Below are 12,544 nucleotides of genomic sequence, written 5' to 3'. Positions count from 1 at the left end.
AAATATTAGAAAGCAGGCACACCATGCACACAATCAAAAAAATAGGCAAAACCTTCTCCTACATCACACCAGTATCACTCACCGACCGCCCCATCCTAGGCATGGTCGAAGGCAATCACAAAACATTAATGATCGATGCAGGCAATTCAGAAGATCATGCGAACTATTTCATTCAAACAACTTTAAAGCATGAGCTCGCCTCTCCCGATCTGGTTGTCCTCACTCATTGGCATTGGGATCATATTTTTGGTCTACCGGCGTTGCCTCATGCGGTTTCAATTGCTTCTACAAAAACCAGAAAGGAAATGGAGAAGCTTCTTCCGTTTTCTTGGTCAGATGAGGCGATTGATGAGCGGGTGAGGGAAGGAACGGAGATTGAGTTTTGCGCGAAGGCGATAAAAGAAGAATATCAGGATCATCGAGAGATTCAGGTCGTTTTACCGGATGTGACGTTTGATCGTCGGATGGAGATTGATCTTGGCGGGGTGACTTGTGTTGTGCAGCATGTTGGGGGCGATCATGCTGCAGATTCAGTGATCGTGTATGTGAAAGAGGAAAAAATCCTGTTTCTTGGTGATTGCATTTATCCGAAAATGTATGCCGAAAAAGTACATTATACGGTGAAAGAAATCTTGCGTCTTTTAGATGAGTTAGATGCTTTTGATGCCGAAACGTATATTCCTTCACACCAAAGACCGTGGTCAAAAGAGGAGTTTCGTCAGGAAACAGATAAGCTTAGGATGATGGCGAAATTCACTGATCTATGTGGTGGAGATAAGCAGAAAATAACGAATGAATATAAAAAGTACGTGAACAGAGAACTGAAAGAGGATGAATTAGAAACTATAGAGTACTTTGTAGATGGGTATTAAATAATAAATAAAAAAGTCTCATTTGAGTGATTTTCCTCAAACGAGACTTTTTTATTTCTATGGTAACCCTACAAAGTCTTCTGCATCACGAACTGTGACAGACATATTTTTAGCATTAATAATAATGACACAATCCCAAGTCGGCTTAATTTGCAGTTCATCATTCTCATCAATACGGATAATTCCTTTAAATTCAACAGTCTGTTCTAGAAAGACCATTTTCTTTTCTGTATCGTCTTTGACTGCAGTTAAATGTTCAGGATAGTGAACTGTCCAATCATAAAAAGTGGTTTTCTCCATAGTTCCTCCTGTTTTCATTCGTACACATCTCCGAATACTTCTTCTGTTTGCCGGATGGTCAGAGATTTGTTGGTCGGATCAATTGAAATGACACAATCCCAAGTAGGTTTGATTTGTAGCTCGTTGTTGTCATCCATCCAAATGATGCTATTTAGTTCAATGGATGGCTCTAAAATGACCATCTTTTTTTCATGATGATCTGTTATTGCCGTTAAGTCTGCTTGTAATTGAATGGTCCAATCAAAAAAAGTGATCTTTTTCATTGTTTCTCCTCTCATCATCGCTTATATTTCCATTATAACTTGAGTGTTTTCTGAAACAATTTTTTATCAAGTCTTCTAATACTAGAGAGGTAACTTACAGATGGACAAAATACCTGACCCATACGCTACTTTCAAAACCAAAATATCGAAATATCCAATTGAACAAAATCATTGGCAAGCCTTCAAAGATGGAACAACGATTAAACCATTAAAAGCGGGTACATGCCTGATCAAGGCTGGCGATCCAGTGAAGCATGCCTACTTCTGCATAACAGGTCTCTTCCGTCTCTTCTATTTGTTACCGGATGGAAGGGAGTATAATGTGGCTTTTACGTTGGAAGATGATTTTTCTACGTCTTATGCAAGTATGATCAACGGGCAGCCTTCTCCTTATTCGATTGAAGCGATGGAGGATTCTATTGTGATTGAAATTCCGTATGATCTGCTTCAAATGTTGATGGACAGAAGTCATATGTGGGAGCGGTTTGTTCGGGTGAGTGTAGAAAGGCTGTATACGAGAAAGGAAGAGCGTGAGAGGGAACTGCTATATTTGCCAGCCATTGAGCGATATCAGGCGTTTTTATTGAAATATCCCGGGTTACATCAGCGTATCGCTCAATATCAAATTGCCTCATATATCGGTATTTCTCCGGTTTCGCTGAGCAGGTTGCTGCATCCTGCTGAACATTAACCTATGTTAATGCGCATTCTCTAGATCTGGCGTACAATCATCACATCATAGAAGAATCGAGGGGCTTGATGATGAAATATACGATGGTTGTTTTATTAGAGTTCTATCCATCTTGGCTTGCTTTACCACGAGAGGAGCGCAAAACCCATGCGGCTTCGCTACAAGAGTTGATGCAGAGATATGAGGAACATGTGACGGTGCGCTTTTTTGATGCTGAAGCTTTTCCAGGTAAGGATTACACAGATTTTGTTATATGTGAAACGGAAGACCTGAAATTCTATCATTTTATGTGGGAAGAGATTAGAGATTCTATTCCCTACACAAGTGGTTATGTCAAAATGAAAGAAGTCATCATGGGAATGGAAGATGCTTTTCAAACATATGAACAAGAATCTCTGAACATGGATCAGTAATCGAAAACCACCTGCTATCAGGTGGTTTTTTGTACATTCTATTGTTTGGTATAATCAGAGGTAGGGTAAGAACGGATAAATTTTTGAACTGAATCGGAGGTACTTATGAAACAGCTTTATATGAAGCAGAAAGTATTTAGCCTGAGCGGCAGGTTTACGGTAAAGGATCAACAGGAGAACGATGTGTATGTGGTCGAAGGCAGCTTTATGAAGATGCCGAAGACGTTTACCATTCTGAATACAGAACGACATGAAATCGCTGTGATTACCAAGAAAATGTTTACCTTTTTACCGAAGTTTTTAGTAGAAGTTGGTGGTCAAGAGGTATTGACGATCAAAAAAGAGTTTACGTTCTTTAAAGCAAAATATTCAATTGATGCTGCTGGGATCGAAGTGCAAGGTAACTGGTGGGATATGAATTTCCAGGTGCTCCAGAACGGCGAAGTGATCGGTCAGGTGAAGAAGGAATGGTTTACTTGGGGTGACAGCTATAAGGTTGATATTTTGAAAGAAGAGATGGAGCCTGTGATGATTGCATTTGTTGTTGCAATTGATTGTGTGAAGGCGGATGAAGCGGCGTCTAGGTCTTCGTCGTCGGCAACGACGAATTAGAAGAGAATATGGAAAAATAAAATCCTCAATTGGCTTTAAGCTTGTCGAGGATTTTTTTTTATGAGTGAAAATTAATAAACCTTATGATTCATAGATAATGAATTTTTTAGGTCATTCTCTATTATTTAACTTTAGTGTTATAATAATCAAATAAATTGATTAAGGAGTTTGAAAAATGAAGAAAAAGACGTTATTTATTATCGGTAGTAGTGTAGTTCTGTTACTTATTATTATCTTCTTGGTGGCTGGACGTTCAACAAATCCAGCAGATTTGGCAAAAGAATTTAAGGAAAAAGTGGAAAATGGAGATGCAAATGGCTTAGTTAAATTAGTAAAGCTTCAGAAAAAAGAGATGTCATGGGATAAAAAGGATGCCGAGAGCATTATTAATTATCTAAAAGATGAAAATAAAGAATTTGAAAATCAAGTAGAATTACTAGAGTATCAAGCAAAGTATTATCATTCAGACGGTGAAGATAGTACATTTACTGAGAGTCTATTTGGAAAAGCTTTCTTGTCTATGGGACCATTTTTTATAGATAAAGAGAAAGGTTTATTTGGGCGAGATAAATATACGCTTAAAGCAAGAGCCTACAAGGTAGAAGTTGAAGCTGTGAAAGGGGCAGAGCTCTCTTTTAACGGTGAGAAAATCAATTTTGATAGCGGTCATTCTAAACTTCTGGGCTACTTTGGACCAGGTGTGTATGAAATAAAAGGAGAAAAGAAGTTTAACTATACAACAGTAAATGATGAGAAGAAATTCACACTTTTTGATGCTGACTCTTATGAAAAAACAATTAGTCTTAACTTTACAGGTGATAATGTAGATGTATCATCATCAATGCCTAATACTGAGATATTGGTGAACGGAAAAGGAACTGGAGAGAAAATAGAGAAAGGTACTACGTTTGGTCCTGTGAAAGAAGGAATTACCTTACAAGGTAGGGCTGAATTTCCTTGGGGAGAGGGCAAGAGTAAAGAATACGAAGTAAAAGTTGAGGAAGATACTGACTCATCTTCTTTTTTTGGTGGATCAAAGGAGCAGTATGACTTAACACCCAATCCAATTATTGATAAAGCGTTTAAAGACAATATAAAACAAGAGATAAATGATTTCGCAAAACAGATGGTTGAGGCTAAAAATTCAAAGGATGCAAATAAGTTGAAAAACGTGTCTGATAATCTTAAAAAAGAATATATAAAAGTAATTGCTGATTATGATGCAAATAATTATTATGAAGGAAAGGCACTGGGTACGAGAATTGATTTTTCAAATGCCACCTATGAATTAGGAAGTGGCGGTTCCCATTTGGTACATATTCCAGTTGAGTTTCATGTTAAAGAAAGAGAAGTTTTTGAATACGTTGACAGTGAAAGTGAAGAGGGATTTTCGGAAGTTGAGCTTACTTTAGAATATATGGAAGATAAAAAAACATGGTTAATTAGTAGTGTTGAAGATGATTATTCGACTAATGATGAATATATGACTAGCAAAGAAGTAGAAAAAACAACTTTTTAGTTTGGATAGTTGTAATATATACAGAGAGTCATTCTGTGGTTATTTAACGGAAGAAGAGTGCCTCAAAGCACTCTTCTTCCGTTCTTTTAGAAAAAATCATAATTGTTCTTACAAAAATTAATTAAGCCTAAATAAATACAAAAGAGGTGAGCACAATGATCACATTCCAATACAAAGTATTTCTAACAGTCGTCGAGTGCGGCAGTTTTACAAAAGCCGGGGAGAAGCTTGGTTTGACGCAGTCTGGAGTCAGTCATAATATTGCGAAGCTTGAGTCGGAATTAGGGGTTGTGCTGCTTCGGCGGAATCGAAACGGGTTGTCGTTAACGGATGCAGGTGAGCGGGTGATGCAACATATTCGGCAAATCATTCATCATGCGTCATTGCTTGAGCAGGAGGCGGCGCTAATTCAAGGGATGGAAGTGGGGAGTATCAAGATCGGAACGTTCTCTAGTTTTTCTTCAAAAATGCTTCCGCAGCTGATCCACCTTTTTACCAAAAGGTATCCCAATATCCAAGTAGAGTTATATGAAGGTGGTTATGAGGAGATTGAGGAATGGATTGTATCTGGCACGATTGATGTTGGTTTTTTAACACAGCCATCGAGAGAATTCGAAACCATTCCACTTTTCCAAGATGAATTGGTGGTGCTCATGCAAGAGGATCATCGCTTCAATACGAAGAAAGTGATAGAAGTTGACTCGTTACATGATGAATCATTCATTATGCCCAAGGCAGGTTGTGACCTGCTCATTAAGAAACTATTAAAAGATAGAGGCGTGAAGCCTCATGTTTTATTTGAAATTGGAGACAACAATACGCTCATTTCGATGGTTCAAGAAGGGCTCGGAGTGACCATCATTCCGACATTAATTTTGCCGCCGCAGATGTCTCATACGAAAGTGATTCCACTTGAGACAAGCGTATATCGTGAAATCAACTTGGCGTTCAAGTCATTTAAAGTAGCATCGCCATCGGCCAAAAGATGGATCGAAGTCGTCAAAGATCATTTTAAGTAAATTCAGCTTGAACGAGATGTCTCCCATTCAAGCTGATGATTTATTATATGGTCAACACGCCGCGAATAGTGATAACCGCTGCGCCTGCCACTTTGATCACAGGTTTTGATTCGTTCGGAATAACCGTAATGCGAAGGATGCCGGGTCTGCCAATGGCATCCCCTTGAGCAATGTTTAGACGAGTGGTTTCTTGCTGAGAAATGATACCCTCTACATAAAGATAACCAGCCAATGCCCCGTTTGCTGCCCCCGTCACCGGATCTTCGGGTATCCCAATCCCAGGTGCAAAATCCCTCGTGTAAAGATCAACTTCTTTTGCGGTATGAAATGTATAAAGGTGAGTCGTTGTGATATTCTGCTCTTTATTCATTTTCCCTAAAGCCGCTAAGTTCGGTGCCGCTTGGTCAATGTCCTGTTGGTGCTTCATCGGAACGAGAAGATGCCAGTTTCCGGTGTTTGCTAATTTGATAGGGTAAGATGGATCAATGCGATCACTGCTGACACCAATCATGTCACTAAGCTCTTCTAAATCGATCATAAAATCTCGCGTTTTCGGTGTCACCTGCGTCATTTCCACATCGATGACTTTGCCATTTTCTTCGTGCCATACAACAGGAACATGGCCAATCTTCGTTTCTAACACGACCCCTGTTTTCTCTTTTGCCAGCCCAAGCTCCGTCGCTAAAAGCCAAGTCAATCCAACAGTCGCATGCCCGCAGAAATTAACTTCATCTGTCGGAGTGAAGTATTTGACTCGATAATCAGCTTCTTTATCATGTGCAGGGAGCAAGAAGACAGATTCAGGTAAATTCAACTCTTTGGCGATATTCTGCATCTCATCCTCCGTTAAATGATCACCATCCAACACGACCCCAGCAGCATTTCCTCCAAATTTCTCAGTTGTAAACGCATCGACATGATACACCCTAATGTCTCTCATATAATAAATCCTCCTATAGAATCTTGTTACGTTTATCATAAGTTTGATCATTCCATTCGTAAAATGAATCTTTTTGATACTTTAAATCGGAAGTGTTCATGTAAGGGAGCGAAATTCACAGTATCTATTAAAATAGTAATTAGATAAGCCTTTAGTCACATTATTAACTCTTGTGCCTACATTGGATGAAATGTATAATATTTGTATATTAAAACATTAATAGGAAAAGAGGATATCTTTATGAAAATAGTCCTGAAAATAGTAGTTTCTATTCTCTGTATGATGATGTTAACTTTCAATATACAAGAAAATGTGAGTGCCGCAGAGGGTGGAACGAAAACAACAGTTGATCGTTATCAATATGGTGATAATTATCTGACAGGTAAAACAGCGCCAAACGCAATCGTTGCATTCGTAGATTGGGGTGTTCCGAGTAACTGGAAATCTAAATATATGCACTATGCAAAAGCAGATAGTAACGGAAACTTTAAGTTGTTTTCTTGGAACATTAGTTCAGGCCAAACGGTGGGGTTAGATACGTACGACCAAAATGGGACAAAGCTTTCTTCAAACAAAGTGTATGTATTCAAGGAATCGTTCACCTCATTAGATCCGATATATGATACTTCTCAGGAGCTAACTGGGAAAACTGTGAAGAACACAAAAGTAGAGGTCATGAAAGATGGCAAAGTGATTGCATCAGGCACATTCAATGATGCCATTCAATTAAAGCTGCCTGCCCTAAATGCAGGCACATTCCTAACAGTGAAAATGACGACTGGCAGCAATATCGACGTTTACAAAAAAATTGTGAATCCTAAGAAAATCTCACTTATTCCTACGACGAAATGGTCGAAATCAGTGAAAGGCCAAACGGGAATTCCTTATGCAAAGATCGTCTTTAAAAATCAAAAATCAGGTGACATCATTCAATCGATGACTGCAGATGGTGATGGCAATTTTGAATTGAGTGTGGACAATAACACAATAAAAGCATTGGATCAAAGTGAATTTCAAGTGATGGAACCCTCTTATGATAATGCTTTGTATGAGACCACTTTCCGACTTAGATCAACCGCTCCGACGATTGATCCATTTACTCAGCTTTCCACTTCAGTAGCTGGGACTGCAACTCCTAAAAGTATGATCAATATTTTAGATGGAGAGGGAAGAGTCATTGGGGAAGGTCAGACAGACGCTAATGGCGACTATGATGTTCCTGTTTCAAAGTTAATCGGTGGTGACTTAATTACAGTCAAGTCGTTCATGGCAGATAACCCGAATGAAACGGATCAATCTCAGGAAGATGTACAGAAAGTTTTTGTGGAGGAAATCGATGACTCAAGTGATACCATTAACGGCATCAGTACGTTTGGTGATCAAGCTGTTGTAGAGGTGCAAACTGATTCAGCGAATAACACAATAAGAGCAATGTCGAAACTCAGTTCAAGTATAACGAAAAAGAAATATGGACCGTTTGCCATTACTCCGGGGAAAAACTTCAAATTAAAAACAGGGAAATTAATGAAAGGATCTAAAGTAACCATCACGTTGCAAAGTGGAAAGAGAAAGGTTGCCCTGCCAGCTGTTACCGTTAAAAAAGTCGTCACATCTCCACTTCTATCATCTCAAGTGAAGGTGACAAACAACAAAGGCAAAAACGATACAGTGACGATAAAAGGAATCAAAAAACAATCCGTCATTAAAATCTTTAAACAAGCTTCTGGTGGAAAAGCAATTGCTCAACAGACTGCATCTTACTCGAACGTGACGATTTCCTTGAAGCAATTAGGCCAAACAAATGGAACACTTTATATCAGTATGAAAGAGCCTAGTTTAAAAGAGAGCAATCGAGTATCGATTCGTTATCAGGGTGAAAAATCAGATGTTTTAAAAGCCAACCAAGTCAAAATCAATAATCTTAAAAATAAAAAAGACGTCATTACAGTGAGTAAGATCAAGAAAAAAGATGTCATCAAAGTTTATTCAACAAATGGAAAACTACTTGCCACATCAAAACCAGCGAACAGTTCATCTATCAAGCTGTACGTTAAACAAGTAGGGGCTAAGAGCGGTAAAGTGTATGTGACTCGTAGCGGAGATAAGATGCTGGAAAGCGGAAAGCAAGCCATTTCTTTTAAGGGTGAACCATCTGCTGCGCTAAATAGCAATCAAATCAAAATCGTGAACAACAAGAAGAAAAAAGACGTTGTCACGATCAGTCAATTAGCGAAACAAGATGTGGTCAAAATCTATCATTCATCAGGGAAGCTGATTGGAAAATCAACGGTTTCTAAAGGCAAGGCTGTGAAAGTCACTTTTAAACAACTTGGTGCCAAGGGTGGAAAGCTTTACTTCACCGTCACTGGGAAAGGCATGTCAGAAAGTAATAAGACAGTAAAGAAGTTTCAGGCTGAAAAGTAGTGTGCTCAATCGCCATTCATTTAGGGTGGCGATTTTTAAATAGCTAAATGATACAAATTTCATTGATAGGAGCGTGTTTTTTTGAAAAAAATAAAGATTATCATTTCAATGGCTGTCATCTTTTTCTGCAGTATATGGTCTACTACTGTACAGGCTCAATCAGGATATTTCAATACGTATACAACGTATTCTGCAATGTCTGGTTCTGGGTTTTACACTTCTATGCAAGGGATGGCTGTAGATCGTAATAATAATACGATTTATTCTGCAAAAATAAATACGTCAAATCATCTGACGCAATTGTATTCGACAAAAATGAACAACTCGTCCAGCAAAAGAATAGTTAAGCTTCTTAAAAACTCTGACACCAACAGTACTATCAATGATTTAGGACATGCGAATGACCTAGCTGTGAAAGCTCAAAAAGGTGATGAACAAGTTAGCTTGTATGTAGCGCCGATGACCGATGGTGTAAAGTATGTAAAAAAAATAGTGAAGTTAAGTGTGAACACGAAGAAAAATACGTACAAAGTGGCTAAATCCTATGTCCTGCAGTACCAAGGGGCGAATTTATCAATTAGTGGCATCACATATTCTGTAGGAACCGATAAGTTTATTGTAAGGTCTGGCAATCGCTTTTTTATTGGGAATTTTAATGACAAAAAAGGGCAGTTTGAATATGAGGCAACATTTGCATTAAATTATACAAAAGCTGTCGTAAACCGATCAGTGGTCGATGTGTCCAAATACATTCTTCAAGGAATCTCATTCTACCAAGGAACATTATATGTGCCTTTATCTAAACCGGATACTAACGGAGGAGCTTCTAATGTGAGTGTTATTCTCACATATCCGCTAAATATTAATCAAATGATCAAAGAGCAAAAGGAGACAGCTACAAAGGATTTTTCAAAAGAATTGTTTACGAGAAAAGATCTTTCATTCCGAATTACGAGCAGTGCATTTACTCTTTTTGAAATAGAAGCTGTCGATTTTGATGACGGAACATTATATTTTAATACGAATCGTGGTAAAAAAGGAACACAAGAAGATATGATAGCAACGTTTAATGACTATAACTATTACAAATAAATTGTCCACTTTAAAAGACCCCTTAGCCATGAGGGGTCTTTTCCATCCATCACCCATAATAATTATTCGCCTGAATAAAAAATTGGGATTGCATGTAGTTATATGTGATTTTCGAGAAGTCGAAAGGTTGGCCGTTTGTGAGATGAAAGACGGTTTCGACGCGGAGAGCGGGATCGTCTTGTTTAAGGCCGAGGTGTTTTGCTTCGGTTTCATTCAGTTTTCCTACTTGCAAGTACATATCGGAAAAGCCGACTTTGAGCCCAAGGCCTTCGCTTATAAATTTAAAAACAGAATCGGCGGCAATTTCTGTGTTGAGATAGGGAATGATGGTTTTTCGGTAATAGGATTCTTCTAGACATAAGGTTTGACCATTGATATAACGGATGCGTTTGAGGTAAAAAACATCCTCTTCTTCTTCAATATTCAAATTAAGCGCTGCTTCTTCGGGCGGTTTGATGGTGTCCAGCATTAAAACCTCTGATGTCAGTTGAAACTCCTCTAAATCTTTTTTAAACCCTTGGTTGGATAAAAGGCTGATGTAGCCCTTGCGTCTGTGTCTTCGAACAAAGATGCCGCTGCCCCTCACTTGATAGATAATTCCTTTTCTTTCGAGTAAGTCTAATGATTTGATAATGGTGCTTTTGCTCACAGCAAATTGGCTCATGAGGGTTTCGAGTACAGGAAGCTTGTCTCCTTGCTGTAGCTCATGGGTGACAATATATTTTTCAATATCGCTCGCAATTTGTTGATACTTTAACATAGCTATTCCTCTTTGTTTTCACGATTTATTGTCTTTGATTATAGCACATACCGATTTTTCTTTGATATGTTAAATAAAATTATATATGTATTGATAAATTGTACCGGTATAATTATAATGTACATATACTAGTAGTGATACAGCCAACGGACGTCATGATAACAATTGTGAAATAGGAGGAATAGATAATGACATTACCAAAAGATTTCCTATGGGGCGGCGCATTAGCTGCACATCAATTTGAAGGTGGATGGAATGAAGCAGGAAAAGGTCCAAGTGTTGTGGATGTAATGACAGCCGGAGCCCATGGAGTGCCGAGACAAATTACGGAGACGATAGAAGAAAGCAAATTTTATCCGAACCATGAAGCAATCGATTTCTACCATCGTTACAAGGAAGATATCGCGATGTTTGCCGAAATGGGCTTAAAATGCCTTCGTACATCCATTGGCTGGAGCCGAATTTTCCCAAAGGGAGATGAAGCGGAACCGAATGAAGCAGGTTTGCAATTCTATGATGATGTATTCGATGAACTGCTCAAGCATGGCATCGAGCCTGTAATTACACTGTCCCACTTTGAGATGCCGCTTCATTTGGCAAGAGAATACGGCGGGTTCAGAAGCCGAAAAGTGGCGGAATACTTCGCGAAATTCGCTGAAGTGTGCTTCAATCGTTACAAGGAAAAGGTCACGTACTGGATGACATTTAATGAAATCAATAACAAAATGGATGTCAACAACCCGCTGTTCCTATGGACAAACTCAGGAGTATCTATCAAAGAAGGCGAAAATGCCAAAGAAATTATGTATCAAGCAGGACATCATGAATTACTAGCAAGTGCATGGGCAGTAGCAAAAGGCAAAGAAATCAATCCTGATTTTCAAATTGGTGCAATGGTATCTCACGTACCAATCTATCCATATTCCTCAAATCCAGAGGATGTCATGCTTGCTGAAGAATATATGAGACAACGCTATTTCTTCCCAGACGTACAAGTTCGGGGCTACTATCCAAGCTATGCACTCAAAGAATTCGAACGCGAAGGCTATCAAATTCCGTTTGAAGAAGGCGATGAAGAAAGCTTGAGAAAAGGGAAAGTAGATTATCTTGGCTTTAGCTACTACATGTCAACAACGGTTAAAAGTGATGAAGTGTCTGATAACGACGGAGACATTGTCAACGGAGCCCTTCCGCATGGAGTAGACAATCCTTATATCAAATCAAGTGACTGGGGCTGGTCCATTGACCCGACAGGCTTAAGATATACGCTGAATCGTTTTTACGATCGCTATCAAATCCCGCTCTTTATTGTTGAAAATGGATTTGGTGCCATTGATCAAGTGGAGGAAGACGGTTCCATTCATGACCCAGAACGAATTCAATATCTCGCTTCTCATATCGAAGCACTGAAAAAAGCCATCGAATACGATGGTGTTGACCTGATTGGCTACACACCTTGGGGTATCATTGACATCGTGTCATTCACAACAGGTGAAATGAAAAAACGCTACGGCATGATCTACGTTGACCGCGACAACGAAGGCAACGGCTCAATGAAGAGACTCAAAAAAGATTCGTTTACTTGGTACCAAAACGTCATTGCCACGAATGGTGAAGAAGTGTAATAAAGGAAAAAATA

13 protein-coding genes are annotated in these 12,544 nt (G+C 38.9%); 9 read left to right on the top strand and 4 right to left on the bottom strand.

Annotated elements, in window-relative coordinates:
• Positions 1 to 23 precede the first annotated feature (23 nt).
• On the top strand, positions 24 to 872 hold the full coding sequence (locus MKX52_RS18285; RefSeq protein ID WP_342491209.1) for an MBL fold metallo-hydrolase: 849 nt from the start codon (positions 24 to 26) through the stop codon (positions 870 to 872).
• 57 nt (positions 873 to 929) lie between these two features.
• Here the strand turns inward: MKX52_RS18285 and MKX52_RS18280 are convergent, their stop codons facing one another.
• Together MKX52_RS18280 and MKX52_RS18275 are read right to left on the bottom strand one after the other, a co-directional pair.
• Positions 930 to 1,172 carry a hypothetical protein gene (locus MKX52_RS18280; protein ID WP_342491208.1) on the bottom strand — a complete coding sequence of 81 codons (243 nt, stop codon included), beginning with the start codon at positions 1,170 to 1,172 and terminating at the stop codon, positions 930 to 932.
• A 14-nt stretch (positions 1,173 to 1,186) separates the two neighbouring features.
• Positions 1,187 to 1,435 carry a hypothetical protein gene (locus MKX52_RS18275; protein WP_342491207.1) on the bottom strand — a complete coding sequence of 83 codons (249 nt, stop codon included), beginning with the start codon at positions 1,433 to 1,435 and terminating at the stop codon, positions 1,187 to 1,189.
• Between the two features lie 100 nt (positions 1,436 to 1,535).
• Here MKX52_RS18275 and MKX52_RS18270 point away from each other — a divergent pair, with 100 nt between their 5' ends.
• From MKX52_RS18270 to MKX52_RS18250, 5 genes are all read left to right on the top strand, one after another.
• Positions 1,536 to 2,126, top strand: coding sequence for a Crp/Fnr family transcriptional regulator (locus MKX52_RS18270; protein WP_217016443.1), 591 nt, complete (start codon positions 1,536 to 1,538; stop codon positions 2,124 to 2,126).
• Between the two features lie 71 nt (positions 2,127 to 2,197).
• Positions 2,198 to 2,539: a darcynin family protein gene (locus tag MKX52_RS18265; protein WP_217016444.1), complete on the top strand. Its 342-nt coding sequence runs from the start codon at positions 2,198 to 2,200 to the stop codon at positions 2,537 to 2,539.
• 105 nt (positions 2,540 to 2,644) lie between these two features.
• Positions 2,645 to 3,151, top strand: a complete 507-nt coding sequence (locus MKX52_RS18260; RefSeq protein ID WP_342491206.1) for an LURP-one-related family protein — start codon at positions 2,645 to 2,647, stop codon at positions 3,149 to 3,151.
• A 175-nt stretch (positions 3,152 to 3,326) separates the two neighbouring features.
• On the top strand, positions 3,327 to 4,670 hold the full coding sequence (locus MKX52_RS18255) for a hypothetical protein (RefSeq protein ID WP_217016446.1): 1,344 nt from the start codon (positions 3,327 to 3,329) through the stop codon (positions 4,668 to 4,670).
• 155 nt (positions 4,671 to 4,825) lie between these two features.
• Complete coding sequence (locus MKX52_RS18250) at positions 4,826 to 5,689, top strand: LysR family transcriptional regulator (RefSeq protein ID WP_342491205.1); 864 nt, start codon at positions 4,826 to 4,828, stop codon at positions 5,687 to 5,689.
• Between the two features lie 43 nt (positions 5,690 to 5,732).
• Here the strand turns inward: MKX52_RS18250 and MKX52_RS18245 are convergent, their stop codons facing one another.
• Positions 5,733 to 6,629 (bottom strand): PhzF family phenazine biosynthesis protein, encoded by an 897-nt coding sequence (locus MKX52_RS18245; protein WP_144468582.1) that lies wholly within the window; start codon positions 6,627 to 6,629, stop codon positions 5,733 to 5,735.
• Positions 6,630 to 6,869: 240 nt separating this feature from the next.
• On the opposite strand from MKX52_RS18245, the gene MKX52_RS18240 reads away from it, so the two are divergent.
• A complete protein-coding gene (locus tag MKX52_RS18240; RefSeq protein WP_342491204.1) occupies positions 6,870 to 9,053 on the top strand; it encodes an Ig-like domain-containing protein in 2,184 nt (727 codons plus the stop codon).
• 81 nt (positions 9,054 to 9,134) lie between these two features.
• Entirely contained in the window at positions 9,135 to 10,145 is a 1,011-nt protein-coding gene (locus MKX52_RS18235) for a hypothetical protein (protein ID WP_342491203.1), read from the top strand.
• A 49-nt stretch (positions 10,146 to 10,194) separates the two neighbouring features.
• On the opposite strand, the gene MKX52_RS18230 is transcribed toward MKX52_RS18235, so the two are convergent.
• Complete coding sequence (locus MKX52_RS18230; RefSeq protein WP_012011855.1) at positions 10,195 to 10,905, bottom strand: GntR family transcriptional regulator; 711 nt, start codon at positions 10,903 to 10,905, stop codon at positions 10,195 to 10,197.
• A 185-nt stretch (positions 10,906 to 11,090) separates the two neighbouring features.
• Between MKX52_RS18230 and bglA the strand changes: the two genes are divergently transcribed.
• Positions 11,091 to 12,530: a 6-phospho-beta-glucosidase BglA gene (bglA, locus tag MKX52_RS18225; protein ID WP_342491906.1), complete on the top strand. Its 1,440-nt coding sequence runs from the start codon at positions 11,091 to 11,093 to the stop codon at positions 12,528 to 12,530.
• The last annotated feature ends 14 nt before the right edge of the window (positions 12,531 to 12,544 follow it).

Origin of the sequence: Bacillus sp. FSL R5-0422, assembly GCF_038610765.1 — a bacterium.
GTDB classification, from domain to species: domain Bacteria; phylum Bacillota; class Bacilli; order Bacillales; family Bacillaceae; genus Bacillus; species Bacillus pumilus_O.
This window is presented reverse-complemented; position numbering and strand designations above follow the sequence as displayed.